The sequence below is a fragment of the Polaromonas sp. DSP2-3-2b2 genome (assembly GCF_049895905.1).
Lineage (GTDB): Bacteria > Pseudomonadota > Gammaproteobacteria > Burkholderiales > Burkholderiaceae_C > Polaromonas.
The window spans coordinates 1-25,500 of the sequence record NZ_JAFCTH010000022.1 but is presented as its reverse complement, the minus strand read 5'-3'; the positions used below and the strand labels follow the sequence as shown (position 1 = coordinate 25,500).

The window sequence follows — 25,500 nt, the reverse complement described above, 5'->3', positions numbered from 1 at the left end:
GTTCAAAGTAACAAGCTAAAAAATTTATTCAGGAGACAAAATGGCCGCCAACCCAGACGAAACCCAGCAATCCGGAATTTCCCCAGCGGGTGCTTCCCTTGACCCCATGCAGGACAAAGACACGCAGGAGACCCGCGAATGGATGGATGCGCTGTCTGCCGTCATTGAAAACGATGGCCCCGAGCGCGCTCACTTCCTGCTTGAGCAACTGTTGGAGCACGCCCGCCAGAACAGCATCGACATGCCGTTCTCGGCCACCACCGGTTATGTCAACACCATCGAGACTGACCAGGAAGAGCGTTCGCCCGGCAACCTGCTGATCGAGCAGCGGCTGCGCGCCTACATGCGCTGGAACGCCATGATCATGGTCGTCAAGGCCAACCGCCTGCACCCGGCTGATGGTGGCGACCTGGGTGGCCACATCGGCTCGTTTGCCTCGCTCGCCAGCCTGTTTGGCGCCGGCTTCAACCATTTCTGGCATGCCGAGAGTGAAAACCACGGCGGCGACTGCCTCTATATTCAGGGCCACGTGTCGCCCGGCGTGTATGCCCGCGCCTTCCTGGAAGGCCGGCTGAGCGAAGAGCAACTGCTCAATTTCCGCCAGGAAGTCGATGGCAAAGGCTTGTCGAGCTATCCGCATCCCAAGCTGATGCCCAATTTCTGGCAGTTCCCCACGGTGTCGATGGGCCTCGGTCCGCTGATGGCGATTTACCAGGCGCGTTTCCTCAAATACCTGCATGCACGCGGCATTGCCAACACTGAAAACCGCAAGGTCTGGGTGTTTTGCGGCGACGGCGAAATGGACGAGGTCGAATCACTGGGCGCCATCGGCCTGGCCGCGCGTGAAAAGCTCGACAACCTGGTGTTCGTCATCAACTGCAACCTGCAGCGGCTCGACGGCCCGGTGCGCGGCAACAGCAAGATCATCCAGGAACTTGAAGGCGAATTCCGCGGCGCCGGCTGGAACGTCATCAAGCTGATCTGGGGCTCTGGCTGGGACCCGCTGCTGGCCCGCGACACCGAAGGCGCGCTGCGCAAGATCATGATGGAATGCAACGACGGCGATTACCAGTCGTTCAAGGCCAACGACGGCGCCTATGTGCGCAAGCATTTCTTCGGCCGCGACCCGCGCACGCTGGAAATGGTCGCCAAGATGAGCGACGACGACATCTGGAAGCTCACCCGTGGCGGCCACGATTCGCAAAAGGTCTATGCCGCGTTCCATTCAGCGGTGAACCACACCGGCCAGCCAAGCGTGCTCTTGATCAAGACCGTCAAGGGTTTTGGCATGGGCAAGATTGGCGAAGGCAAGAACAATGTCCACCAGACCAAAAAGCTGGGCGACGAGGACATCAAGACCTTCCGCGACCGTTTCAATATTCCGATTCCCGACAGCCAGCTGGCCGAGCTGCCGTTTTACAAGCCCGCCGACGACACGCCCGAAATGCAGTATTTGCACGAGCGCCGCAAGGCGTTGGGCGGCTACCTGCCGCACCGCCGCGCCAAGGCCGACGAGAACTTCACCGTGCCGGCCATCGAAACCTTCAAGGCGGTGATGGAGCCGACCGCAGAGGGCCGTGAAATCTCGACCACGCAGGCCTATGTGCGTTTCCTGACGCAGTTGCTGCGCGACCAGGCGCTCGGTCCGCGCGTCGTGCCCATCCTGGTGGACGAAGCCCGCACCTTCGGCATGGAAGGGCTGTTCCGCCAGATCGGCATCTACAACCCGGCAGGCCAGCAATACACCCCGGTCGACAAAGACCAGGTGATGTATTACAAGGAAGACAAAAAGGGCCAGATCCTGCAGGAAGGCATCAACGAAGCCGGCGGCATGAGCAGCTGGATTGCGGCGGCCACCTCCTACAGCACCAACAACCGCATCATGGTGCCGTTCTATGTGTACTACTCGATGTTCGGTTTCCAGCGCATCGGCGACCTGGCCTGGGCGGCGGGCGACATGCAGGCACGCGGCTTTCTGCTCGGCGGCACTTCGGGTCGCACCACGCTGAACGGCGAAGGGCTGCAGCATGAAGACGGCCACAGCCACATCTTGGCCGGCACGATTCCGAACTGCATCAGCTATGACCCGACCTACGCGCATGAAGTCGGCGTCATCCTGCACCACGGCCTCAAGCGCATGGTCGAACGGCAGGAAAACGTGTACTTCTACATCACGCTGCTGAACGAAAACTACGCGATGCCCGGCCTCAAGCCCGGCACCGAAGAGCAGATCATCAAGGGCATGTATTTGTGCAGCGAAGGCCCGAAGCTGGCGCCAACCGTGCAGTTGCTTGGTTCGGGCACCATCCTGCGCGAATCGATCGCGGCGCAGGAGCTGCTGGAAAAAGAGTGGGGCGTTTCGGCCAACGTCTGGAGCTGCCCAAGTTTTAACGAGCTGGCGCGCGACGGCCAGAGCACCGAGCGCTGGAACCTGCTGCATCCGCTGGAGGCACCGCGTGTTTCCTTTGTGTCCGAACAACTCGAAGCCCATGCCGGTCCGGTGGTCGCTTCCACCGACTACATGAAGGCCTATGCCGAGCAGATCCGCTCCTACATTCCCAGGGGCCGCACCTACAAGGTGCTGGGCACCGACGGTTTTGGCCGCAGCGATTTCCGCAGCAAGCTGCGCGAGCACTTCGAGATCAACCGGCACTACATCGTCGTGGCGGCCCTGAAGGCGCTCAGCGAAGAAGGCACGGTGCCGGTCGCCAAGGTGGCTGAAGCCATCCAGAAGTACGGCATCAATGCCGACAAGATCAATCCGCTTTACGCTTGACGTAAAAAATTCAGTCCAAGACGCAAGCAAACGGAGACAAAAGCATGGCATTGGTAGATATACAAGTCCCTGACATCGGCGACTTCGACGAAGTCACCGTCATCGAACTGCTGGTCAAGCCCGGTGACACCGTGACGGCCGAGCAGTCGCTGATCACGGTCGAGTCCGACAAGGCCTCGATGGAAATCCCGTCCAGCCACGCCGGCGTGGTCAAGGAGGTCAAGGTCAAGCTCGACGACAAGGTCAAGCAGGGCTCGGTCGTGCTGACGCTGGAAGTGGCCGGCGCCGCGGAATCAGAGCCAAAACAGGCTCCTGCGCAGGCGGCGCCTGTGCAAGCAGCTATTAAAACAGAAGCGCCCGCTGCACCGGCACCTGCCGCGCCAGCGCCAGCCGCCACCCCGGCGGCGGCTGGACCGGTCGAAGTGCGGGTTCCGGACATTGGCGACTTCAAGGATGTGGTCGTGATTGAGGTGCTGGTCAAGACGGGCGACACCGTGAAGGTCGAGCAATCGCTCATCACCGTGGAATCCGACAAGGCGTCGATGGAGATTCCATCGTCTGCTGCCGGCGTGATCAAGGAACTCAAGGTCAAGCTGGGCGACACCGTCAATATCGGCGACCTGCTGGCGATTCTGGAAGGCTCGGCTGCTCCGGCGGCCATTGCGCCTGCACTGGTTCCAGCCGCAGCCCCGGCGGCGTCCGTACCCGCTGCCGCCACTGCGTCGGTGCCCGCCACGCCCGCGCCCAGCGCTGCAGCCGCCCAGGCGCAGCCCGCGCATGAACCAACGGCAGCGCTGACCACCGGCCTGCCGCATGCCTCACCATCGGTCCGCAAGTTCGCCCGCGAACTGGGCGTGCCGCTGGCCGAGCTCAAAGGCTCCGGCCCCAAAGGCCGCATCACGCAGGACGATGTGCAGGGCTTCACCAAGGCCGTGATGGCCGGCGACACGCGCACCCAGGCGCAGGTGGCCAAGGTGCCCGCGCCCGCCGCTGTAGCCAGTGGCGGAACCGGCGCGGGGCTGGACCTGATGCCGTGGCCAAAGGTCGATTTCACCAAGTTCGGTCCGGTCGAGCGCCAGCCGCTGTCGCGCATCAAGAAGATCAGCGGCGCCAATCTGCACCGCAACTGGGTGATGATTCCGCACGTCTGCAACCACGACGATGCCGACATCACCGAGCTTGAAGCCTTCCGCGTGCAGATGAACAAGGAAAACGAAAAATCCGGGGTCAAGATCACGATGCTGGCCTTCCTGGTCAAGGCCTCGGTGGCGGCGCTCAAGAAGTTCCCGCAGTTCAATGCCTCGCTCGACGGCGACCAGCTGGTGCTCAAGCAATATTTCAATATTGCCTTTGCCGCCGACACGCCCAACGGCCTGGTGGTTCCGGTGATCAAGGATGCCGACAAGAAAGGCATCATCCAGATTTCGCAGGAAATGGGCGAACTGGCCAAGAAGGCGCGCGATGGCAAGCTCGGCCCGGCCGACATGCAGGGCGCGTGCTTCACGATCTCGTCGCTGGGCGGCATTGGCGGGCGCTACTTCACGCCCATCATCAATGCGCCCGAGGTGGCGATCATGGGCGTGTGCAAGAGCCGGATTGAGCCCGTCTGGGACGGCAAGGCCTTCCAGCCGCGCCTGATGCAGCCGCTGTCGCTCAGCTGGGACCACCGCGTGATCGACGGCGCAGCAGCGGCGCGTTTCAATGCGTACTTCGGCCAGGTTCTGGCGGACTTCCGCCGAATCTTCCTGTGACAACGCTGGTGGTGGTCAAAAAAGCGGGTCAGGTGGTGATGGCCGCCGACACGCTTGTGACCTTTGGCGATACCCGCCTGAGCCACCGCTTTGAAGCCAACAGCAAAATTTTCATGGTCGAGACGCCGCAGGGCGTCAGCTACATCGGCATGGCCGGCACTGTGGCGCACTTTCCCGTGCTGCGCAAGGCCATGTCCACGCTGCCCCCCGAGGAACTGCGGCTGAACAGCCGCGAGGAGGTGTTCGACACCTTCCTAAAATTGCATTCCCTGCTCAAGGAATCGTTTTTCCTGCAGAGCAAGGAAGACGACAACGACCCCTACGAGTCCAGCCAGTTCACCGTGCTCATTGCCAACGCTACCGGTATTTATGGCCTCTACAGCTACCGCGAAGTCTTTGAATTCAAGGAATTCTGGGGTGTGGGCTCGGGCCGCAGCTTTGCGCTGGGCGCGATGCACGCCAGCTGGGCCAAGGCCAGGACCGCCCGCGAGGTGGCCATGGCCGGAATGAACGCCGGTTGCGAGTTCGACAAGAATTCCGGCGGACCGATTGACGTATTCACCCTCAAACTGAAAGCCTCCTCATGAGTGCCTCTGCAAACCTCATCGACATCAAGGTGCCCGACATTGGCGACTTTGACGAAGTCTCCGTCATCGAAGTGCTGGTCAAGCCCGGCGACACCATCAAGCCCGAGCAAAGCCTGATCACCGTGGAAAGCGACAAGGCTTCCATGGAAATCCCGTCGTCGCAGGGCGGCGTGGTCAAGGACATCCTGGTCAAGCTCGGCGACATGGTCAAGCAGGGCACGGTCGTGCTGACGCTGGAAGTCGCCGGCGCCGCAGGCGCGGCCGCCGCTCCGGTTGAAGCACCAAAACAGGCTCCTGCGCAATCTGTGCCTGCGCCGGCAGCTCCTGAAAAGATAGCACCTGCTTCTGCAGCGCCTACACCCGCCGCCGCCAGCTTCGGTGGCACGGCCGACCTAGACTGCGACCTGCTGGTGCTGGGCGCCGGCCCCGGCGGCTATTCCGCCGCTTTTCGCGCGGCCGACCTGGGCCTCAAGGTCGTGCTGGTCGAGCGCTACGCCGCGCTGGGCGGCGTCTGCCTGAACGTCGGCTGCATTCCGTCCAAGGCGCTGCTGCATGTCGCTAGCGTAATGGACGAAGTCAGCCACATGGCCGCGCTGGGCGTTGACTTCGGCGCGCCCACCGTCAACATCGACATGCTGCGCGGCCACAAGGAAAAGGTCGTGAACAAACTGACCGGCGGGCTGGCCGCGATGGCCAAGATGCGCAAGGTCACCGTGGTGCGCGGCTACGGCGCTTTTGTCGGCGCCAACCACCTCGAAGTCGAGGAAACCAGCGGCACGTCGCAGGAAAAGACCGGCAAGAAGCAGACCATCGGCTTCAAGACCTGCATCATCGCCGCTGGCTCCCAGGCCATGCGCCTGCCCTTCATGCCCGAAGACCCGCGCGTGGTGGACAGCACCGGCGGGCTGGGGCTGAAGGAAGTCCCCAAGCGCATGCTGATCCTGGGCGGCGGCATCATCGGCCTGGAAATGGGAACGGTCTACAGCACGCTGGGCGCCCGCCTGGACGTGGTGGAAATGCTCGACGGCTTGATGCAGGGCGCCGACCGCGACCTGGTCAAGGTCTGGCAAAAGATGAACGCGCCGCGCTTTGACAACATCATGCTCAAGACCAAGACCGTGGGCGCCAAGGCTACCCCCGAAGGCATTGAGGTGACGTTCGAAAGCGCAGAGCCGGGCGGCACCGCGCCTGCGCCGCAAACCTACGATCTGGTGCTGCAGGCCGTGGGCCGCAGCCCCAACGGCAAAAAGATTGCTGCTGACAAAGCCGGCGTCAGCGTGACCGACCGGGGTTTCATTCCGGTGGACATCCAGATGCGCACCAACGTGCGGCACATTTTCGCTATCGGCGACATCGTCGGCCAGCCGATGCTGGCGCACAAGGCGGTGCACGAAGCGCATGTGGCTGCCGAGGTAGTTGCCGGCGAACTGCAGGGCAACAAGGAACTGGCCAGCGCCGCCTTCAATGCCCGGGTGATTCCAAGCGTGGCCTACACCGACCCCGAAGTGGCATGGGTCGGCCTGACCGAAGACCAGGCCAAGGCGCAGGGCCTCAAGGTCAAAAAAGGCCTGTTCCCGTGGAGCGCTTCAGGCCGCGCGATTGCCAACGGCCGCGACGAAGGCTTCACCAAGCTGCTGTTTGACGATTCACCTGAAGCCCACGGCCACGGCAAGATTCTGGGCGGCGGCATGGTCGGCACGCACGCCGGCGACATGATTGGCGAGATTGCGCTGGCGATTGAAATGGGCGCCGATGCGGTGGATATCGGCAAGACGATTCACCCGCACCCCACACTGGGCGAGAGCATCGGCATGGCCGCGGAAGTGGCGCACGGCAGCTGCACCGACTTGCCGCCCGCGCGGAAATAGGCATTGCCGGCGTCATGCCTGCTTGAATGCCTTGCAAAAAAGCCAAGCGTCTGGTGCTCCGTCAAACGGGCACGGGGCGCTTGGCTTTGCTTACTGCTGGAATTTCAGTCGGATACAAACGAAAAAGCCGCCTTGCGCATACGGCGTATGCACAGGCAGCTATCAAAAATGAATTGCCCGCCGATGGGCGCAGGCCATGCGATTCAGCGAATCGAGGCAGCGTCGCCGTATGAAGCGGCGACCGGCACCGGATTGACCGACTCGGCCGCATTGCTGATCACGCGCCGTGCGCCGTTGAAGCGGTTCTGCCAGTAGCTGCCGCTCATGCTTTCCACCCTGACTTCGGCACCTGCTCTGGGGGCGTGAATGAACTTGCCGTTGCCGACATAGATGCCGACGTGGCTGAAGGCGCGCCGCATGGTGTTGAAAAACACCAGGTCGCCGGGTTGCAGATCGGTCTGGTCTATCTTCTGGGTGGCTGCCGCCTGTTGTTCGGCCTTGCGCGGCAACAGCAGTCCAATGCTTTGCTGGTAGACGGAAACTACAAAGCCACTGCAGTCAAATCCGGTGTTGGCATCGGTGCCTCCCCATTTATAGGGAACCCCCAGAAAGCCCATGGCATTGACGACCAGCTCGGACGCTTTCTGGCTGACGTTTTGGCGAACATGGTCAATTTTTGTCAGAAGGCCCCGGTCTGCGAGCAACCTGTCGATCTCGTCGCTGGAGCGGTCGGGTGATGCATGGACGCTAAAGGTGCAAAGTGCAGCAATGGCCAGGACAAGTACAGGTGGAATCATTCGCATGGCGCCGAGCATACTTGACGGATTGCTCCTGCGTCAACAAAAACGCTATCCTATTTTCTTTTCTATTAGTTAAATTTTCTTGTATTTGATTGAAAAAGTCGTTTCTGCTTTTGTGAAGGGTTGTTTTTTGAAAACAGCCGCATGGCAAAGGCATTCTGCAGCATCGACTACGTCCTTGGGTAGGTCCAGGTTTCAGCCTGCCGTGCTTTGAACTATTCCCTTCTGGCAATATCACAAAGCCACCCAAATCAATTCAAGGAACCAAAACATGCTTTCAGCCCTGAACTGGCGGTTGTTTCCTGCGGTTTTGACCATTGCCTCAAGCCTGCTGGCGCCTTGGGCGCAGGCACAGGAAGTGCGCGCCGACATCGTGGCGTCTGGGCTGCAAAACCCATGGGCGCTTGCCTTTCTGCCTGACGGGCGGTTTTTGGTCACCGAGCGTGCTGGGCGCTTGCGTTTGCTGGCTGCCGATGGCAGTGCGTCAGCAACCGTGGCCGGTCTTCCCGAGATTGCGGCAGGCGGGCAGGGCGGCCTGCTCGACGTGGTGACGGACAGTGACTTTGCCCGCAACCGCACGCTGTATTTCTGCTATTCGGAGCCTGCCGCCACCGGCCGGGCCAACAGCACGGCCCTGGCCAGCGCCAGCCTCAGCGCTGACGGGGAGAGGCTGGAAAATCTCAAGGTGCTTTTCAGCCAGAAACCGAAAGTTGCCAGTTCGGCCCACTTTGGTTGCCGCATTGTTGAAAGCCGCGCGCCTGGCGCCAATGGCCGGCCTGACGGCAAGCTGTTCCTGACGCTGGGGGAGCGTTTTTCACGCAAGGAGGATGCGCAAAAACTCGACAACCACCACGGCAAGATCGTGCGCATCAACAAGGATGGCTCGGTGCCTGCCGACAATCCCTTTGCCGGCATGGCAGGCGCATTGCCTGAAATCTGGAGCTATGGCCACCGCAATGCCCAGGGCGCCCTGCTCGCGCCCGATGGCACATTCTGGATGCATGAGCACGGGCCGCAGGGCGGCGACGAAATCAACCTGCCCCGGCCAGGCGCCAACTACGGCTGGCCGGACATCACCTATGGCGAGAACTACGGCGGTGGCAAGATCGGCGACGGACTGAGCCGCAAGGCCGGAATGGAGCAGCCGCTGCATTACTGGGTTCCGTCGATTGCACCGTCCGGCATGGCCTTTTTGACCAGCGAGCGTTATGGCAAGGCCTGGCAGGGCAACCTGTTTGTCGGGTCGCTCAAGTTTTCTTACCTGGACCGGATTGAACTTTCGGCACCGTTTGGCGGCAAGGTGGTTCGCGAGCACAAGCTGCTCAGCGATGTCGGCGAGCGCATTCGCGATGTGCGGCAGGGTCCGGACGGGCTGCTGTATGTGCTGACCGACAGCAGCAATGGCAAGCTCATCCGTCTGCTGCCGCTGCAGGGCAGCAAGTGAACGAGCGGCATCACGGCCGTTTGCCAGCAGCGCGCCGGTGATGCCTCCACGATGCGTTTCGCGTTCTCCCTGTACAAACGCCCCGTTATCATGCAGGCATGACCTCAACCACGCCCTGGCACAGCCGCCTGATCCAGACGGGTCGGTCTGCCCGACAGTGGTTTGTTGAATGGTGGCAACTGGTGCATCTGGGCGCCGTGATCCTGGTGCTGGCCCTTTCGCCCTCCAGCTACAGCCGTGAAAACCGTTTGGTGCTGGGACGCCACGTCTACACCAGCACCGCGCCGGTGCTGCTGGGATTTTCATTGTTGGTCGCGCTGGTGACGGTGGTGCTGACGCGCATTGTGATGGTGACTGCGCTGAGCTATGGCTTGTCCCAATATGCGCTGCAACTGGTGATTCGTGTCCTGGTGCTGGAGCTGATTCCCCTGACCGCCGCGCTGTTCGTTGCGCTGCGCTGCACGATTCCCGATGGCGCCGAACTCACCGCCCTGCAGGCCAGTGGCGAACTTGACGCAATGCGCAGGCAGGGCGTCGAGCCGATACGCCGCGAAGTGCTGCCGCGCGTGGTGGCGGGCATGTTTGCCGGCATCACGCTGGCCGCGCTGAGCTGCGTGGTGGCGCTGGTCGTGGCCTATGTCGCGGTGTACGGATTTGCCGTGTCAGGGCTGGCCGGCTACACCCGGCTGTTCGGCCAGGTGTTCACGCCGGCTGTCACGCTGATCTTTGTGCTGAAAACCGCATTTTTTTGCCTGGCCGTGTCGCTGATTCCGATGGCTTCTGCCCTCTACGGCATGCGCGGCGCCAGTATCCGCTCCAGTGCCGAAATGCGCGGCCTGGTTCGCATGTTCGCCGTGCTGCTGCTGGTTGAAGTGGCTTCGCTGGTTGGCAACTATTACTGACCCTGAGACACACTTTCCATGAGTTCACCCCCCGATTCGTCTGCGCCGCTGCTGCCGCCTGTTGGCCATGGCACGGCGCAGCCTGCACATCTGCCGGAGAGCAGCGCGCCTGACAACACGGCCAGCCTGGAGTTCAAGGCTAGGCTGCTGCTGCTGTTCATGCTGCTGCTGGTCTGCGGCTCGGCGCTGTATGTGCTTTACGCACGCGGCGCGTTTGAAAGCACGCAGCGGCTGGTGCTGATGGCCGAGGATTCCGAAGGCGTCGTGGTCGGCATGGACATGACCTTTGCCGGCTTTCCGATCGGCCGGGTGCGCCGCATCGAACTGGCCGAAGACGGCAAGGCGCGCATCCTGGTCGATGTGGCCCAAAAGGACGCCCACTGGCTGCGCAGCAGCAGCGTTTTCACACTCGTCAAGGGCATTGTGGGCGGCCCCAACATCCGCGCCTACACCGGCCTGCTGAACGATCCGCCCCTGCCCGAAGATGCAGTGCGAACCGTTTTGCAGGGCGATGCCAGCGCGGAAATCCCAAGGGTCATTTCCGCCGCCAAGGATTTGATCGACAACCTCAACAGCCTGACGGGCAGCAGCGGCTCGGTCGGTGCCAGCCTGGCCAACCTGCAGGTCCTGACCGGCCGGCTCAACGGACCGGGCGGCGCGCTGACGGTACTGCTCGGCAGCGAGGCGGAGGCCAAAAAGTTTTCCGCCACGCTGGACCGCACCAACAGCTTGCTGGCCAAACTTGACGGCATCGCCGCCAAGACCGATACCCAGGTGTTTGGCGACAAAGGCGTGCTGCCCGAAACCCGCGCCACCGTTGTGCAGCTGAACGCCATGCTGGGCGAGGCGCGCACCAGCTTGCAAAAGGTCGACGCCATTTTGGTCAATGCCCAGGCCATCACGTCGAATGCCAGGGACGCCACCAACGATCTGGGCGCATTGCGCAGCGACGTGGAAGCCAGCCTGCGCAAAGTCGAAGGCCTGGTCAACGAGATCAACCGCAAATGGCCGTTCGCCCGTGATGCAGAAATGAAACTGCCGTGAACAATTTTCTATTTTTGTCGCTGAAGCCCGCTTTTCTGGCGGCTGCCTTGTGCGGACTGGCTGCCTGCAGCAGCAGCCCGAGGCCACCGGACTGGCAGGTGGAAGCGAAAAGCGCCATGGAGCGTTCAGTTGCCGCCTACCTGGAAGGCAACCGCCGCGTGGAAGCCGCTGAACTGGCGCGTGCGCGCAGCGAGTTGTCGCGCACCGGCCGGCCCGACCTGCTGGCCACCGCCGAACTGCTGCATTGCGCCAGCCGCGTGGCCAGCCTGGTGTTCGAGCCGTGCACGGGTTTCGAGCCGCTCCGGGCCGATGCGACAGCCGCCCAGCGCGCCTATGCCGACTATCTAGGGGGCCGGGCGCAGGCTGAAACCATGGCCTTGCTGCCGCCAGCCCAGCGCGCTGCGGCGGCAGGTGATGCCGGCGCGCTCCAAGGTATTGCCGATCCCCTGTCGCAACTTTTGGCAGCGGGCGTGCTGCTGCAGACCGGCCGCGCCAGTCCTGCCGTGATCGCCTTGGCGATCGACACGGCTTCCGCCCAGGGCTGGCGGCGGCCGCTGCTGGCCTGGCTGGGCGTGCAACTCCAGCGGGCAGAGCAGGGCGGCGACGCGCAAGAGGCGGCTCGCCTGCGCCGGCGCATGGCCATTGCGCAGGGCCTAGATGCAGCCGCCAAATAACCTCGGAAGGAATATAAAAAATGAGCTACACCCTCAAACTCTACGCCTTCGAAGACGCCAGCCCGCAGCAGCTTGCGGCCGCCGAGCAGCGTTTCCGGCAAGCCCTGGACGCATCGCTGGGCGATGCCAGCCTGGTGGCGCCGGTGCATGCCGCGTATCGCCGGATGGTGGCGACCTACGGCGAACAGCCGGCGCCAGATGCCCTGTCGCCCGAAGAGCTGGAAATCTTCAGCCAGTGGCAGGCGGCCGAAACTGCCGCCTTGACCGCCGCCCTGGGGCCGAACCGCTACATGGGCGATGCGCAGTTCGAAATAGGCCCCTGACGCGGCTGACAATATTTTTAGCATCAAATAAGCCTTTGGCGCTCGCCAGGCATGCGCAGACGGCTATGAATTCAGTAGCTACTATCCGTTGAGCGCCTTGAGCGCCAGCCACGCACGTGCTGTTCTTCAAGTGCCAGACTGGCCGCGAAACTGTTCGTCGATGGGGTAGATTTTTTTGCTGGAACGGGTTGACAGTCCTCTGGTTGTCCGCTGCATCCATTGCATGGCTTCAAGACAGCCTTCGGGATTCTGTAAAGTCATTTGAAGCCAACAGTAAAATCCGCAACCCATCTCGAAGCCTTTTTGTGAATGCCTTCTACGGCATGATTTTTGACCTGAGTGACTGCGCCTTGACTGATCCCCACCAAAACCTGCCCGGTTCCGACGACGAATTTTTTTCAACCGACCCTGCCAAGATCCACGAGCCGCGCCTGTGGAGCGGCGACGGCTGGACCGCCAGGGTCCTCAAGAACGAGGACGACGACGGCTGGGCCGTGGCCATGATCAAGGACGGCGAGCCTGAACCCGCGCTGGTCGGCCCCTGGACCATGGGGCGCGACAAGAAGAACCCCAAGCCGCTGGATGTCAATGCCTTCAACACCCTGGTCAAGACCGCGTCGGAGTTTGTGCGGCGCCATGAACAGCAACTGCAGGCTACGTTGCACCAGCGCATCACGGTGACGGCCAATGCCCGGCGCATCACCGTGTCGCTCGACATCGTTCCGGATGAAGACCATCCGCACGCGGTCTTGAGCGCCCACGATGAAACCGGCGAACTGCTGGCTGAAGTGCGCGTGGCGCCGTCCTTCAAGCTGAACCGCGCCAGTGGGGTAGCCTGGGCGGAAGGCGGCTTCATCAAGTCGGCCGGGCGATGAGCGCCATGCTTGAGCCGCAGGCGCCCGTGGCCGCCTGCGGCATTGACTTTGGCACCTCCAACTCGACGGCCGGCTGGAGCCGCCCCGGCGAGCGCGCCTTGCTGGCGCTGGAAGACGGCAAGCTGACGCTGCCGTCGGTGATCTTTTTTCATGCCGAGGACGCCCATGTCAGCTATGGCCGCGCTGCGCTGGCCGATTACCTCGAAGGCCATGAAGGCCGGATGATGCGATCGCTGAAAAGCCTGCTCGGCACGTCGATGATGGACGAACACACCGAGGTGGCGGGCCGCGCCGTGCCGTTCCGGGCGCTGCTGGCCCAGTTCATCGGCGAACTCAAGCGCCGGGCCGAGCTGGCAGCGGGACAGGATTTCACCCGTGCGGTGCTGGGCCGGCCGGTGTTTTTTGTCGATGATGACGCGGCGGCCGACCAGCGCGCCCAGGACACGCTGGAAGACATTGCCCGCCAGGCCGGCCTGCGTGACATTGCTTTTCAGTACGAGCCGATCGCTGCCGCGTTTGACTACGAGTCGCAAATTTCGCGTGAGGAACTGGTGCTGGTGGTGGACATTGGCGGCGGCACGTCCGACTTCACCCTGATCCGCGTCGGTCCCGAGCGGGCGAAGCGTGCCGAACGGCGCGATGACATCCTGGCGACCAGCGGCGTGCACATTGGTGGCACCGATTTCGACAAGGCCCTGAGCCTGGCCAGCATGATGCCGATGCTGGGGCTGGGCAGCCTACTCAAAAGCGGGCGCGAAATGCCGTCAAGCCATTATTTCAACCTGGCCACCTGGCACACCATCAACCTGGCTTACACGAAAAAAGCCTTGGCGCAAATCACCGAACTGCACCGCGATGCGGCGGACCGGCCCAAAATGGAACGGCTGCAAAACCTGGTCCGTGAACGCGCCGGCCACTGGCTGGCGCTGCAGGTCGAAGATGCCAAGATTGCCCTGTCGAATGCCGATGCAGCGCGGATCGACATCGGGCGAATTTCAGCCGGCGACACCGTGACCTTGCACCGGGCAGAACTGGACCAGGCGATTGACGGACTCGTGAGTTCTGTCGAACAGACGGTTGCCCGGCTGCTGGTTGACGCGGGCATCACCGCCGCAGGCATCGACACGGTGTTTTTCACCGGCGGCTCCAGCGGCGTTCCCTTGCTGCGCGAGCGGGTGCTGGCGCTGACGCCGCAGGCCCGGTGCGTTGAAGGGGATTTGTTCGGCAGCATCGGCGCCGGTCTGGCGCTCGATGCGCAGCGAAAATTTGCCTGAACGTCTGGATTACTGGCCGCGCTTGGCCAGCCAGGCTTCCAGTTCTTCAGAGCCGCCGATTTTCTGGCCACCGCAAAACACTTGAGGCGCGGTGCCAGCGCCAGAAACGGCGTACAGGCTGCGCGACGTGATGCCGTGGCCCAGCGAGATTTCCTCGAAACGCAGGCCGGCTTCCTGCAGCAGGGACTTGGTGTTGGCGCAAAACGGGCAGCCGGGCTTGGTAAACACCGTGATCGGCTCGGGCGCCTTGGCGCCGGGGGCGATGTAATTGAGCATGGTGTCAGCGTCTGACACTTCAAACGGGTCGCCTTCCTTTTCGGGCTCGATGAACATTTTTTTCACGATGCCATTTTTGACCAGCATCGAATAACGCCATGAGCGTTTGCCAAAGCCCAGGCTGCTCTTGTCCACCAGCATGCCCATGCCTTCGGTGAATTCGCCATTGCCGTCGGGAATCAGCGTGAGGTTTTCCGCTTCCTGCGCTTGGCCCCATTCGTTCATCACGAAGGCATCGTTGACCGAAATGCACACCACCTCATCCACGCCATGGGCCTTGAGCGTGTTGGCCAGTTCGTTGTAGCGCGGCAGATGGGTGGACGAACAGGTCGGCGTGTAGGCGCCAGGCAAGGAAAAGGCCACCACTGTTTTTCCATCGAACAGATCGGCACTGGAAACGTCAACCCAATGGTCGTTCTGGCGGGTCTTGAAGGTGGCTTGAGGGACGTGTTGTCCTTCTTTGTTGGGCAGCATGATGGTCCTTGGTTAAAAGGTAGAAATAGCGGAAGGAATTAGGCCTGCCAGTGTGCCACTGCAAATTCTCCGGTCAACTCTTGTTAAGATTTTTACAGTCTCATCCATGTGTGCCCGGCAAAAACGCCTTCAAAATTTGCATTCGTGGCAACCTTCTGGTTACCTGCTTTTCATACTTTTCTTGAATAAGGAATTGCAATGAACACGAAAGCAAAAGACATCACGTCCAGGCGTGGTGCAAGCGATCCGCCGAATTTTCTTTCCGAACTGGGCCGGCACCAGCTTGCCCTGGCGGTTGATGGCACCACGGCCCTGTGCCGCGGCAGTGAAGCCTTGCGAAAAATCCAGCAGGATGCAGCGCATGAAGCTTCGGTTTTTCATGAAGAAACGGCACAGAGGCTTTTTGCATCCTGCCAGCCCGCCGATCTCATGGCCATCCAGTCCGAACTCCTGCGCTTCATGATGCAAAGCGCCGGCAAATATTGGCAGCAAATCGCCGCAAGCGCGATGCAGACACAAGTAGACATGATCAAAAGCGTGACCCACGTTCTTGAGCGCGAAAAACAAGCGGGGGCGAAGTCACCGTTGGAAGTCCTTCAGTCTGTCATTCCGCCCCTGGCCAGCAGTTTTTTCCCTATGACGGCCAACGTCCCGGACGGTCAGCCCCTGCATTCCTGAGATTCCAGCCAGCGGCCTGCTGCCTGTTTTCTGCGGCAAACCCGGAAGTAACTGGCCGTTGTTCCTGCGGGTTGTTCCCTGCGTTACGGTTGCCCGAGCCTGGCGCTTTTGCATGAGAAAATAGTCGACCTATCAACTCATGCAGCGGAGCCCGGATGAATTTTGCGACCGACCTTGCGACCGTGACCCACGGCATACAACTGGCAGTCGCTCCGGTGTTTCTGCTGACCGCCGTTTCCGGCATGATCAGCGCCGTCGCCGGGCGACTGGCCCGCATCATCGACCGGGCCCGGTTTCTTGAAGGCCGGCTTGAAAACGGCGTTGCCGATCAAGCCCGGGCTGCCAAGATGTATGACGAGTTGCGCCGGCTCAGGCACCGGGGCTGGCTGGTCAATGGCTGCCTGGCCTTGCTGACGTTTTGCGCCATTCTGATCGGCACCACCATCATCTTGCTGTTCCTGGGCGAAACCAGCGAGTTGCCGATCTTCAAGATCGCCACCGTGTGTTTTCTGGCAGGCGTGGTCTGCTTCTTGTCGGCTCTGGTGTGCTTTTTAACCGAAACCCTGCTGGCGACGCATCTGCTGAAATTCGCAGAATTGCCAGCGCCCGTCAAATCATGACGAATAGATGAGAAATTGCCGTTTTGCGCTTTATCCGTAAGAGTTTGGTGCTATCACTAAAATAGTGTCAACCTGCAGTTCCCGCACGCCTTGAAGGCAAGCTAGCCTGTACTTCGGGCAAATCGACCATCACCGGCTGACCGGGTGCGGTGCAGCCGGTATCGCAGCATTTGCCGGGCTGGCGGTTTTTAGTGATCGCCCGCTGCGGATCATGCGGCGCGGCGGCCGGCGAGCCGTCGGCGGCAATGCCGCGCTCCAGGATGCGCTCGACCAGTTCGACTTTCGATCCGACAGGATAGTTGCGGTAGATTTCCTGCTTCATCGCCGCCGGCGAACCGCCGCCATGCAGGCTGATGACGCTGTACCAGCCGCCTTGGTAGCCGGCTGTCAGGTCTTCGATGAAGCGCGCGGTTTCAATCCGCTGCTCGTAGGGCACATCAGGATTGGCGCGCAGCACTTCGGACAGCTTCGCGCCGGTTTCCGGGTTGTGGTCTTCATCCGGGCCGGGCAGGGTGACGATCAGGCCGCCGCTGACATAGTGGGCAATGCGGTGCATGTCGTAGATCTTGGTCGCCAGCAGCAGCTTGCCGATGTTGGAAAACACCGGGTCGGGCATGAAGGTCTGGCTGTGTTCATCTAGCTTGCCGTACACGCTGGCGGCTACGCCGCAGGCGAAAAAGCTCTCGGTGATGGTGATGAGTTCGACCATCTGCTCGCGCAAATGCGTTTCCTTTCCCGGATCGAAACCGTTAGCCTCGCACATCAGCGCGCCGGCGCCAATCAACAGGTCCCCAAACCCGGCGCGCGCGCCGATGCAGGTGTGGCGGTGGTGTGTGGCGTAGCTGTAGGTCAGGTGGCCTGAATGCTCCCATTCGCCGGCATAAAACACGCTGTCCCACGGCACGAACACCTGCTCGAACATCACCACGCCGGTGCTCTGGCCATACTTGCGGCTAAACAGCGGCTCGCCATGTTCGACCTTCTCGCCAGGCCGTCCGGCCGGGCGCGCAATGATGGTGATGCCGGGCGCGTCGACCGGAACGGCGCAGCAGACGGCGAAGTCCGCATCCTCGCGGCCCATGTTGCGGCAGGGCATGACCAGCAGTTCATGCACATAGGGCGCGCCGGTCACGATGGCCTTGGTGCCCGAAATGACGATGCCTTTGGCGTTGCGCTCCACAATGTGCAGGTAGCTGTCCACATTCGACTGCTCGTGCGGCCGCTTGCTGCGGTCGCCCTTGGCGTCGGTCATCGCAATGCCCAGCGTCAGGTCCTGGTCCTGCACGCGGTGCAGGTAGTTCAGGAAGCGGGCAGTGTGCTCGGTGCTGCCGCGCGCGTCATCAATGCGGGCCGACACCTGGCCAATGGCGTTAAGCGCATCGTGCGTCAGGTAGCGCTGGGCGCAGCCAGTTTCCTGGCAGACCAGCCGCACCGCCTCCAGCTTGTTGAGCAGATCGCCGCTGCTGGTGTTGATGTGACTCAAGCGGTTGACGCGCTTGCCGCTGGTGTGCTGCACGGCCGTCATGATGGGCGCGTATTTTTCTTTCAGTGCATAGTCGTAGGTCAGCGCAATCGCATTGATGCCGGGGCCAAAGCCGCGCTCGTCGGCCACGCTGTCGATCTGCCGGCCGTCGAGGAAAACGCGCGGTTTGTAGCGGCGCAGCGATTCGCGAAAGTCGGCGCCGGACATCAGCGTAGCGGTGGGAACGGGGGCATTCATTGGACGTCTCCTATTGTGGGTTACAAATAATTTAAACACTGTTTAATTTAATTATCAAGTGTTTAATTTAACGTCAGTCTGCTGCCTGTTTGCGCTTATATTCAGGCCATGCAAGCCAAATTTCAACGTCAACAAGCCCTGAACGATTCGCGCCGTGCGCTGCTGCTGGACGCCGCTCGTTCGGTGTTCCAGCGGCTCGGCATCGAAGGCGCGAGCATCCGCGAAATCGCCAAGGCGGCCGGCTACACGCCCGGTGCCATCTATTCCTATTTTGAAAACAAGGAGGCGATTTACGGCGCGTTGCTGGCTGAATCGCTGGAGCGGCTCAATGACATGGTGGGTGCCGCCGATGCGCCTGATGGCTCGGCGGCTGACATGCTGAAGGCCAAGGCCCGCGCCTGGTTCGGTTTTTATGCCGCCAATCCGCGCGACCTGGACCTGGGCTTTTACCTGGTGCAGGGCATGCAGCCGCGCGGGCTGAACGCCGAACTTAATTTTCAGCTCAACGACCGCCTGCACGACGCGCTGCGTCCCTGCGAAGCGGCATTGCAGGCGATGGGCCTGACGGCTGACGAGGCACTGCGCGAGAACACCGCGCTGTTTGCCCACGGCGTCGGCCTGCTGCTGCTCCAGCACACCGGCCGTATCCGCATGTTTGGCCAAGAGGCGACCGACCTGTTTGCCCGCTATCTTAACGACTTGCCCGGCCGTCTGGCCCGTGGCAAGGCCACCTGAAACCCGCGCCGGAGGACCCCATGAACGCACCCATTGACGCCCATAAGCTGTTGCCCGTGACGGATGGCGCAAGCCTCCTTGCCACGCATCTTGTCAAGAATCAGGCGAGCCCGCTGACCGGCTTCAACGCTTTTGAACATGACGCCGTGCTGTCCGCCGCCGTGCAGCGCGAAGCGCCGTGGGCGACAGGGCGCTGCCACGCGCTGGGCCGGCTCGTCGGCGACGAGGACATTCAGGAACTGGCCCGTCTGGCCAACCGCCATCTGCCCGAGCTGAAGACCCATGACCGCTACGGCAACCGCATCGACTGGGTCGAATTCCACCCCAGTTGGCACCAGTTGATGGCGCTGGCCTGGAAGCACGAGGTGCATTCGCTGGCCTGGACCGCCCGCGAGGCGCAGCCGCACTATGCCCGGGCCGTTCTGTCTTACCTCTGGAACCAGGTCGAACATGGCACGGCTTGCCCGACCGGTATGGCCTATGCGTCCTTCGCCGGCTTTCAGACCGAGCCCTGCCTGAAGCTGTGGGCCGACAAGGTGCGCGGCACGCAATATGAATTCAGCCGCCGCGAAGTGGCCGACAAGGCGTCGGTCGTGATTGGCTATGCCATGACCGAAAAGCAGGGCGGCTCAGACCTGCGCGAGACGCAAACCACGGCCCGGTTTTCGCACAGCGCCGACTACCACGGCGCCATCGCCCACTGGTACGAGCTGACGGGCCACAAGTGGTTTTGCTCGGTGCCCCAGTCCGATGGCTTTTTCACCCTGGCCAAGGTGGACGGCGGCGTGACCTGCTTTTTCCTGCCGCGCACCCTGCCTGACGGCAGTTTCAACCGGTTTTTCATCCAGCGCCTGAAGGACAAGTGCGGCAACAAGTCCAATGCCTCCAGCGAAATCGAATATGCCGGCACGCTGGCGATCCGCGTCGGACCGGAAGGCGGCGGCCTGCGCGAGATTTTGTCGCATGCGCACCTGACGCGGCTGGACTTTGCCGTCGGATCGGCCGGCCTGATGCGCCAGTCGCTGACGCTGGCGCTCAACCATGCCGGCACCCGCCGAGGCTTCGGGCGCACGCTGGCCGAGCAGCCGATGATGGCCAATGTGCTGGCCGACATGGCCATCGAGGTCGAGGCGGCGACGCTGCTGGCGCTTCGCGTTGCCAAGGCCACCGACCACATCGCAGACAGCGCGCAGGAAAAGGCGTTCGCGCGGGTGGCCACCCCGATGGCCAAGTTCTTCAACTGCTCGCGCGCGCCCGCCATTGCCTATGAAGCCCTGCAATGCCATGGCGGCAACGGCTTCATCGAGGAAAACCCGATGGCCCGGATCTACCGTGAGGCGCCGCTGAACAGCGTCTGGGAAGGCACGGCCAACATGATGTGCATGGATGTACGGCGCTCGCTGCTCAAGGAGCCCATGACGCGCGATGCCTTCATGGCCGAAGTGAATGCGGTCAAAGGCATGGACCGCCGTTTCGACGGCTACCTGCAGGCGTTGCCGGCCCTGATCCAGGCAGCCATGGACGATGAATTCCTGGCCCGGCCGGCCTGCGAAGCCATGGCCCGGGCCGTCCAGGGCGTGGAACTGCTGCGCCACTCAAGCACCGATGTGGTCGATGCCTTCATAGGCACGCGGCTCAATGCCCAGGCGGCGGGCTGGGGTTCCACCATGGGCTCCATGGGTTCGTCAGTTTCCCGGACCCAGGCCAGCCGCATCGTGGACAGGGCGCACGTCGCGCGCTAGCCTGTTGCTTGGCGGTGGGCTGTCGTGAACACAGCAGGATTGGCGCGCCACGGCGGCAGCTGTCTCCCCGGCAAGGGCAGGGATAATGGCCGCCAAACCTAAGGAATAACCATGCTGCTAGATGCCGATGACTCCCAACTCGTGCTGGTCGATTACCAGATTCGCCTGATGCCCGTGATTTTTGAAAATGAAATCGTCGTGGCCAATGCCCTGCGCCTGGCCCGCATGGCTCGCATCATGGAGGTGCCGGTCTGGGGCACCGCGCAAAACCCCGACAAGCTCGGCCAGAACCTGTCCGAGTTGCAGGCGGCGATTGATTCGGCCGGCGGCAAGACCATGGCCAAGATGCATTTCAGCGCCGCCGCCGACGGCCTGATCGAATGGCTGCGTCCGCCGGTTCGCAAGGCGCCGACCGGCGGCAATGCGCGCAGCCTGCCCAAGCACCTGCAAAAGCCCGCCGAACCCGAGGAAGAGGGCCGCAGCATGATCGTGATGGCCGGCTGCGAAGCGCATGTCTGCCTGATGCAGACCGCGCTGGAATTGCTCGAAGAAGAGTTCGACGTGTGGGTCGTGACCGACGCCTGCAGCTCGCGCAGCGAGCGCAACCGCGACGCCGCCTTTGACCGGCTGGCTGGGGCCGGTGCCGAACTGGTGACGACCGAGATGGTGGCCTTTGAATGGGCGCGCACCTGCGAGCATGATGCGTTCAGGGAATTGCTCGCGCTGGTGAAGTAATCCCGGTTCGCCTTGGAAGTCAACGGTAGCCGCTCGCCCCTTGCAGCGTCCACCGGCCTTCCCCTGGCAGTTCCAGCACCCACGCATGGTATTTCACGACCGCCGGGTGGTGGCTGATGCTGACCGGCGTGATCGACAGGCCCGCCAGTTGGCTGTAGAGCAACTCTTCGTTGGCCGCATCCAGGGCGCTGGTGGCTTCGTCCAGCAGCAGGTAGCGCGGCTTGGCCAGCAGCGCCCGGGCAAAGGCCAGCCGCTGCTGCTCGCCGACTGACAGCACCCGGGCCCAGTCCAGTTCGGCGCCCAGGCCGCCGAAGCGCCCGGCCAGCGTCGGCAGGTTCACGCGTTCCAGCCAGTGCAGCAGTTCCGCGTCTGAAATGTCGCGGTCCGTGTGCGGATAGGTCAGCTGGCTGCGCAGGTCGCCGAGCAGCAGGTAAGGCTGCTGGGGCATGAACAGCATGTCCGACCCGCCCGGGCGCGTGATCTCGCCCGAGCCCTCTGTCCACAGTCCGGCAATCACCCGCAGCAGGGAACTCTTGCCGGTGCCGCTGGGGCCGGCAATCAGCAGCCCCTCGCCGGGCTTGACGGCCAGCGTGAGGTCCCGCAGCAGCAGATGCTCGCGGCCGGGCGTCAGAACGGTTACCCGCCTGAGCGCCAGCTCGAAGCCGTGCAGCGTCTGGATATGCCGCAAGCGGTCATCGGCGTCGTCCGGGCGGCCGGCATTGGCTGGTAGTGCCTCGGAAAAGGCATGCAGCCGATCGACGCCGGCGGAAAAACGGCTGAGGCTTTCAAAATGCTCGACGATCACCGTCAGCGCGCTCAGGATGGCGGCAAACGCACCGGCGGCCTGGATGGCGCGGCCCACCTCCAGCCGCCCCGACAGCACGTCGCCGGCAATGATCACCGTCGGCAGCACGATGGTCAGGAAGGCATGCGCGTACTGGAACAAATTGAGCCCGAACTGCCAGCGCAGCACCTGCTGGTAGTTGGCATAGATCCTGGCAAAGATGGCTTGCAGCGCCGTCATTTCGCGCGCCTCGCCGTCGTGAAAGGCAATCGGCTCGGCGTGTTCGCGCACCCGCACCAGGCCGAAGCGAAAGTTCGCCTCGCGCTGCAGCTGGCGAAAGTTCAGGCCGATCAGCCGCTTGCCAAACGCTGAAGCGGTGAACACGGTAGCAAGCACCGCATAGCCGATCAGGAACAACACCAGCCCCCGCGAGATCGACCACAGCACGGCGGAAAAGGCGGCCAGCTGCAGCACCGAGCCCAGCACGACCATTGAAAAATACAGCGACTGCTGGGTGAAGGTGTTGATGTCCTCGGCAATGCGCTGGTCGGGGTTGTCGATGCCGGCGGCAGCATTCAGCCGGTAATAGGCGCGCTGGTCGAAATAGCGCGCCAGGAATGCATCCGTCAGCCAGCGGCGCCAGCGCAGCCCGAGCGTGTCGCGCACGTAGTAATAAAGGGCATAGATCGGCACCGCCGCCACAAGAATCGCCGTGTAGCGCCAGATCGAGGCCCAGAACCGGCTGGCATCGCGCGCGGCCAGCGCAGAGGTGAACTCGCCGGTTTCCTGGTTGAACAGCACGTTGAAGGCGGTCTGCCCCAGCAGCAGAAAAACCAGCAGCAGCAGCAGGCCCCGGGCGCGCCAGCGTTCCTCTGAAAACCAGTAGGGCCGTGCAATCGCTGCAAAGCGCCGCCAGAGGCGGGCATTGAAGCCGGGTTCTTCTGGTGCGCTCATGAAGTTCTGCAATAAGTGGGTAAGCCGCCGATTTAATCCGAAATAGCCGAAGGCCGCAGCAGAAGACTGTAAAAATTCAGTTTTAGGCATTAAAAGTGCTTTATGCGCAATGCGGGCGTGCATAAGCAGCTATTTTTTTAATAGCATTCAGAGCCCTTCCATGTACATCGGCCGTTGGACGTCAGCTTGCAGAAAGACCGCCGTTCATAATTAAGAATTCAATTTTTAGACATCCCGGATGCGGATTTTTCCAGCCCGACCCTGATGTGAACGAAATCCCTTGTCCTGCGCTTCGGTAAAGCCGAAGGCCTTGATGACGCGCAAACCCAGCGGCCGCATGGCGGTCAAAATTTCAACTCGACAGCTATCCCAACAATCAGGAGACCATTCATGACAAGCTATGCAGACTTCTACCGCCAGTCTATCGACCAGCCCGACGCCTTCTGGGCCGAACAGGCCGGGTTGATCGAGTGGCACAAGCCGTTTGACCGCGTTTGCAACTACGACAACCCGCCTTTCGTCAACTGGTACGAAGGCGGACAGACCAATCTGTGTCACAACGCCGTGGACCGCCACCTCAAGGACCGCGCCGGCCAGGCCGCCTTGATCGCCGTCTCCAGCGAAACCGGCAGCGAGAAAACCTACACCTTTCAGGACCTGCACGGCGAAGTGCAGCGCATGGCGGCCAGCCTGCTGGCGCTGGGCGTCGAAAAGGGCGACCGCGTCTTGATCTACATGCCGATGATTGCCGAGGCTGCTTTTGCGATGCTGGCCTGCGCGCGCATTGGCGCGGTGCATTGCGTGGTGTTCGGCGGCTTTGCCAGCGGCTCTCTAGCGTCGCGCATCGAGGACGCCGCGCCCAAGGTCATCGTCAGTTCCGATGGCGGATCGCGCGGCGGCAAGGCGCTGCCGTACAAACCGCTGCTTGACGAGGCCATCCGCCTGTCGAGTCACAAGCCGGGCGCCGTGCTGCTGGCCGACCGTGGCCTGGCCACCATGGAGCTGGTTGCCGGGCGCGACCACCTCTGGAACGAGTTGCGCCAAATGCACTTCGATGCGCAAGTGCCGTGCGAATGGCTGGACTCGACCGCCATCAGCTACACCATCTACACCAGCGGCACCACCGGCAAGCCCAAGGGCGTGCAGCGCGACACCGCCGGCTACACCGTGGCCCTGGCCGCCAGCATGAAGCACATCTTCGACGGCCGTGTCGGCGAAACCTTCTTCTCGACCAGCGACATTGGCTGGGTTGTCGGCCACAGCTACATCGTCTATGGCCCGCTGATTGCCGGCATGGCGACCATCATGTACGAAGGCCTGCCCACGCAGGGCATGGACAAGAAGCCCAACGGCGGCATCTGGTGGGAACTGGTTGAAAAATACAAGGTCACGGTCATGTTCAGCGCGCCGACCGCCGTTCGCGTGCTGAAAAAGCAGGACCCGGCGCTCTTGACCAAATACGACCTGTCGAGCCTGCGCGCGCTGTTCTTGGCCGGCGAGCCGCTGGATGAGCCGACAGCCCGCTGGATCAGCGAAGGCTTGAGAGTGCCCATCATCGACAACTACTGGCAGACCGAAAGCGGCTGGCCGATTTTGACGATTGCCAACGGCGTCGAGAAAAAGCCCAGCAAGTTCGGCAGCCCCGGCATTCCGATGTATGGCTACAACGTCAAGCTGCTGCACGAAGCGACCGGCGAGGAACTGACGGTTCCCGGCGAAAAAGGCGTGGTCGTCATCGAAGGCCCGACGCCTCCGGGCTTCATGCAGACCATCTGGCAGGACGACGCCCGATTCGTCAACACCTACTGGAAGAGCATTCCCGGCAAGCTGGTGTACAGCACCTTCGACTGGGGCATTCGCGATGCCGACGGCTACTTCTTCATCCTGGGCCGCACCGACGACGTGATCAACGTCGCCGGGCATCGCCTGGGCACGCGCGAGATCGAGGAAAGCATTTCCGGCCATTCGCAGGTGTCTGAAGTGGCCGTGGTCGGCGTCGCCGACAACCTCAAGGGCCAGGTGGCGATGGCGTTTGCCGTGCTCAAGGATTCGAGCGTGCTGAACGACACTGCCGCCTGCGCCAAACTGGAGGCCGAGATCATGAAGCGCGTGGACAACGACCTGGGCGCCGTTGCCCGGCCGGCACGCGTGCGCTTCGTGACCGTGCTGCCCAAGACGCGCAGCGGCAAGCTGCTGCGCCGGGCGATTCAGGCGGTGTGCGAAGGCCGGGATGCGGGCGATTTGACGACGATGGACGACCCGGCCGCGCTGCAGCAGATCAGGGACCGGGTGGAAGCGGTTTAAAAATCGGGTTCTGAAGTTCTGAAAGGGTGCTGGCTGTTAACGCGGCTAGTGTCGCGTCATGAGCTATGTGACGTGGACAATGTGGGATGGAACATTACAAAGTCACCTTGTCAGAGCAAGAAAGAGCCGAGCTGCAGGGCATCGCAGGCAAAGGCACGCA

The 25,500-nt window shown here is 62.2% G+C and carries 21 protein-coding genes; 17 read left to right on the top strand and 4 right to left on the bottom strand.

Annotation, left to right across the window (positions count from 1 at the left end; all coding sequences use genetic code 11):
• Nucleotides 1-40: 40 nt before the first annotated feature.
• The 4 genes from aceE to lpdA are packed head-to-tail and all read left to right on the top strand — an operon-like array spanning nucleotide 41 to nucleotide 6,982.
• Nucleotides 41-2,776 carry a pyruvate dehydrogenase (acetyl-transferring), homodimeric type gene (gene aceE / locus ACP7AD_RS15455; RefSeq protein ID WP_426148655.1) on the top strand — a complete coding sequence of 912 codons (2,736 nt, stop codon included), beginning with the start codon at nucleotides 41-43 and terminating at the stop codon, nucleotides 2,774-2,776.
• Between the two features lie 44 nt (nucleotides 2,777-2,820).
• Entirely contained in the window at nucleotides 2,821-4,527 is a 1,707-nt protein-coding gene (gene aceF, locus ACP7AD_RS15450) for a dihydrolipoyllysine-residue acetyltransferase (protein WP_426148656.1), read from the top strand.
• Nucleotides 4,524-5,114 carry an MFS transporter gene (locus ACP7AD_RS15445; protein ID WP_426148657.1) on the top strand — a complete coding sequence of 197 codons (591 nt, stop codon included), beginning with the start codon at nucleotides 4,524-4,526 and terminating at the stop codon, nucleotides 5,112-5,114. Before aceF ends, ACP7AD_RS15445 begins: the two co-directional genes overlap by 4 nt.
• Nucleotides 5,111-6,982, top strand: a complete 1,872-nt coding sequence (gene lpdA / locus ACP7AD_RS15440) for a dihydrolipoyl dehydrogenase (RefSeq protein ID WP_426148658.1) — start codon at nucleotides 5,111-5,113, stop codon at nucleotides 6,980-6,982. The genes ACP7AD_RS15445 and lpdA overlap by 4 nt, the downstream gene beginning before the upstream one ends.
• A 203-nt stretch (nucleotides 6,983-7,185) precedes the next feature.
• Here the strand turns inward: lpdA and ACP7AD_RS15435 are convergent, their stop codons facing one another.
• Complete coding sequence (locus tag ACP7AD_RS15435) at nucleotides 7,186-7,785, bottom strand: C40 family peptidase (protein WP_426148659.1); 600 nt, start codon at nucleotides 7,783-7,785, stop codon at nucleotides 7,186-7,188.
• Nucleotides 7,786-8,053: 268 nt separating this feature from the next.
• Here ACP7AD_RS15435 and ACP7AD_RS15430 point away from each other — a divergent pair, with 268 nt between their 5' ends.
• The 7 genes from ACP7AD_RS15430 to ACP7AD_RS15400 all read left to right on the top strand — a co-directional run bounded on the left by ACP7AD_RS15430 (nucleotide 8,054) and on the right by ACP7AD_RS15400 (nucleotide 14,318).
• Nucleotides 8,054-9,226 carry a PQQ-dependent sugar dehydrogenase gene (locus tag ACP7AD_RS15430; RefSeq protein WP_426148660.1) on the top strand — a complete coding sequence of 391 codons (1,173 nt, stop codon included), beginning with the start codon at nucleotides 8,054-8,056 and terminating at the stop codon, nucleotides 9,224-9,226.
• Between the two features lie 98 nt (nucleotides 9,227-9,324).
• Nucleotides 9,325-10,128 carry an MlaE family ABC transporter permease gene (locus ACP7AD_RS15425; protein ID WP_426148661.1) on the top strand — a complete coding sequence of 268 codons (804 nt, stop codon included), beginning with the start codon at nucleotides 9,325-9,327 and terminating at the stop codon, nucleotides 10,126-10,128.
• A gap of 18 nt (nucleotides 10,129-10,146) precedes the next feature.
• A complete protein-coding gene (locus ACP7AD_RS15420) occupies nucleotides 10,147-11,172 on the top strand; it encodes an MlaD family protein (protein WP_426148662.1) in 1,026 nt (341 codons plus the stop codon).
• Complete coding sequence (locus ACP7AD_RS15415) at nucleotides 11,169-11,846, top strand: hypothetical protein (RefSeq protein WP_426148663.1); 678 nt, start codon at nucleotides 11,169-11,171, stop codon at nucleotides 11,844-11,846. Before ACP7AD_RS15420 ends, ACP7AD_RS15415 begins: the two co-directional genes overlap by 4 nt.
• 20 nt (nucleotides 11,847-11,866) lie before the next feature.
• Nucleotides 11,867-12,169, top strand: coding sequence for a hypothetical protein (locus ACP7AD_RS15410; RefSeq protein WP_426148664.1), 303 nt, complete (start codon nucleotides 11,867-11,869; stop codon nucleotides 12,167-12,169).
• A gap of 335 nt (nucleotides 12,170-12,504) precedes the next feature.
• On the top strand, nucleotides 12,505-13,044 hold the full coding sequence (locus tag ACP7AD_RS15405) for a hypothetical protein (protein WP_426166210.1): 540 nt from the start codon (nucleotides 12,505-12,507) through the stop codon (nucleotides 13,042-13,044).
• Entirely contained in the window at nucleotides 13,041-14,318 is a 1,278-nt protein-coding gene (locus tag ACP7AD_RS15400) for an Hsp70 family protein (RefSeq protein WP_426148666.1), read from the top strand. The genes ACP7AD_RS15405 and ACP7AD_RS15400 overlap by 4 nt, the downstream gene beginning before the upstream one ends.
• A gap of 9 nt (nucleotides 14,319-14,327) precedes the next feature.
• Here ACP7AD_RS15400 and ACP7AD_RS15395 read toward each other — a convergent pair whose 3' ends face one another.
• The gene (locus tag ACP7AD_RS15395; protein WP_426148667.1) at nucleotides 14,328-15,068 is read right to left on the bottom strand and encodes a glutathione peroxidase; all 741 of its coding nucleotides are present in this window, start codon (nucleotides 15,066-15,068) and stop codon (nucleotides 14,328-14,330) included.
• 198 nt (nucleotides 15,069-15,266) lie between these two features.
• Between ACP7AD_RS15395 and ACP7AD_RS15390 the strand changes: the two genes are divergently transcribed.
• On the top strand, nucleotides 15,267-15,746 hold the full coding sequence (locus tag ACP7AD_RS15390) for a phasin family protein (RefSeq protein ID WP_426148668.1): 480 nt from the start codon (nucleotides 15,267-15,269) through the stop codon (nucleotides 15,744-15,746).
• 155 nt (nucleotides 15,747-15,901) lie between these two features.
• Nucleotides 15,902-16,366 carry a DUF2721 domain-containing protein gene (locus tag ACP7AD_RS15385; RefSeq protein ID WP_426148669.1) on the top strand — a complete coding sequence of 155 codons (465 nt, stop codon included), beginning with the start codon at nucleotides 15,902-15,904 and terminating at the stop codon, nucleotides 16,364-16,366.
• A gap of 67 nt (nucleotides 16,367-16,433) precedes the next feature.
• On the opposite strand, the gene ACP7AD_RS15380 is transcribed toward ACP7AD_RS15385, so the two are convergent.
• Nucleotides 16,434-18,086, bottom strand: coding sequence for a 4-hydroxyphenylacetate 3-hydroxylase family protein (locus ACP7AD_RS15380; RefSeq protein WP_426148670.1), 1,653 nt, complete (start codon nucleotides 18,084-18,086; stop codon nucleotides 16,434-16,436).
• A 108-nt stretch (nucleotides 18,087-18,194) separates the two neighbouring features.
• Between ACP7AD_RS15380 and ACP7AD_RS15375 the strand changes: the two genes are divergently transcribed.
• From ACP7AD_RS15375 to ACP7AD_RS15365, 3 genes are all read left to right on the top strand, one after another.
• The gene (locus ACP7AD_RS15375; protein WP_426148671.1) at nucleotides 18,195-18,821 is read left to right on the top strand and encodes a TetR/AcrR family transcriptional regulator; all 627 of its coding nucleotides are present in this window, start codon (nucleotides 18,195-18,197) and stop codon (nucleotides 18,819-18,821) included.
• A 20-nt stretch (nucleotides 18,822-18,841) separates the two neighbouring features.
• Nucleotides 18,842-20,563 carry an acyl-CoA dehydrogenase family protein gene (locus ACP7AD_RS15370; protein ID WP_426148672.1) on the top strand — a complete coding sequence of 574 codons (1,722 nt, stop codon included), beginning with the start codon at nucleotides 18,842-18,844 and terminating at the stop codon, nucleotides 20,561-20,563.
• A 111-nt stretch (nucleotides 20,564-20,674) separates the two neighbouring features.
• Nucleotides 20,675-21,298, top strand: a complete 624-nt coding sequence (locus ACP7AD_RS15365) for an isochorismatase family protein (protein WP_426148673.1) — start codon at nucleotides 20,675-20,677, stop codon at nucleotides 21,296-21,298.
• Nucleotides 21,299-21,317: 19 nt separating this feature from the next.
• Here ACP7AD_RS15365 and ACP7AD_RS15360 read toward each other — a convergent pair whose 3' ends face one another.
• Nucleotides 21,318-23,036, bottom strand: a complete 1,719-nt coding sequence (locus tag ACP7AD_RS15360) for an ABC transporter ATP-binding protein/permease (RefSeq protein ID WP_426148674.1) — start codon at nucleotides 23,034-23,036, stop codon at nucleotides 21,318-21,320.
• 390 nt (nucleotides 23,037-23,426) lie between these two features.
• On the opposite strand from ACP7AD_RS15360, the gene ACP7AD_RS15355 reads away from it, so the two are divergent.
• Entirely contained in the window at nucleotides 23,427-25,340 is a 1,914-nt protein-coding gene (locus ACP7AD_RS15355; RefSeq protein ID WP_426148675.1) for a propionate--CoA ligase, read from the top strand.
• Nucleotides 25,341-25,500: the final 160 nt, after the last annotated feature.

Bases quoted from the DNA above. Each gene is read 5' to 3' on its own strand.
- aceF (WP_426148656.1), top strand. From the start codon at position 2,821: ATGGCATTGGTAGATATACAAGTCCCTGACATCGGCGACTTCGACGAA.
- lpdA (WP_426148658.1), top strand. From the start codon at position 5,111: ATGAGTGCCTCTGCAAACCTCATCGACATCAAGGTGCCCGACATTGGC.
- ACP7AD_RS15365 (WP_426148673.1), top strand. From the start codon at position 20,675: ATGCTGCTAGATGCCGATGACTCCCAACTCGTGCTGGTCGATTACCAG.
- aceE (WP_426148655.1), top strand. From the start codon at position 41: ATGGCCGCCAACCCAGACGAAACCCAGCAATCCGGAATTTCCCCAGCG.
- ACP7AD_RS15435 (WP_426148659.1), bottom strand. From the start codon at position 7,785: ATGCGAATGATTCCACCTGTACTTGTCCTGGCCATTGCTGCACTTTGC.
- ACP7AD_RS15395 (WP_426148667.1), bottom strand. From the start codon at position 15,068: ATGCTGCCCAACAAAGAAGGACAACACGTCCCTCAAGCCACCTTCAAG.
- ACP7AD_RS15375 (WP_426148671.1), top strand. From the start codon at position 18,195: ATGCAAGCCAAATTTCAACGTCAACAAGCCCTGAACGATTCGCGCCGT.
- ACP7AD_RS15380 (WP_426148670.1), bottom strand. From the start codon at position 18,086: ATGAATGCCCCCGTTCCCACCGCTACGCTGATGTCCGGCGCCGACTTT.
- ACP7AD_RS15355 (WP_426148675.1), top strand. From the start codon at position 23,427: ATGACAAGCTATGCAGACTTCTACCGCCAGTCTATCGACCAGCCCGAC.
- ACP7AD_RS15400 (WP_426148666.1), top strand. From the start codon at position 13,041: ATGAGCGCCATGCTTGAGCCGCAGGCGCCCGTGGCCGCCTGCGGCATT.
- ACP7AD_RS15360 (WP_426148674.1), bottom strand. From the start codon at position 23,036: ATGAGCGCACCAGAAGAACCCGGCTTCAATGCCCGCCTCTGGCGGCGC.
- ACP7AD_RS15430 (WP_426148660.1), top strand. From the start codon at position 8,054: ATGCTTTCAGCCCTGAACTGGCGGTTGTTTCCTGCGGTTTTGACCATT.
- ACP7AD_RS15420 (WP_426148662.1), top strand. From the start codon at position 10,147: ATGAGTTCACCCCCCGATTCGTCTGCGCCGCTGCTGCCGCCTGTTGGC.
- ACP7AD_RS15390 (WP_426148668.1), top strand. From the start codon at position 15,267: ATGAACACGAAAGCAAAAGACATCACGTCCAGGCGTGGTGCAAGCGAT.
- ACP7AD_RS15370 (WP_426148672.1), top strand. From the start codon at position 18,842: ATGAACGCACCCATTGACGCCCATAAGCTGTTGCCCGTGACGGATGGC.
- ACP7AD_RS15385 (WP_426148669.1), top strand. From the start codon at position 15,902: ATGAATTTTGCGACCGACCTTGCGACCGTGACCCACGGCATACAACTG.
- ACP7AD_RS15425 (WP_426148661.1), top strand. From the start codon at position 9,325: ATGACCTCAACCACGCCCTGGCACAGCCGCCTGATCCAGACGGGTCGG.
- ACP7AD_RS15410 (WP_426148664.1), top strand. From the start codon at position 11,867: ATGAGCTACACCCTCAAACTCTACGCCTTCGAAGACGCCAGCCCGCAG.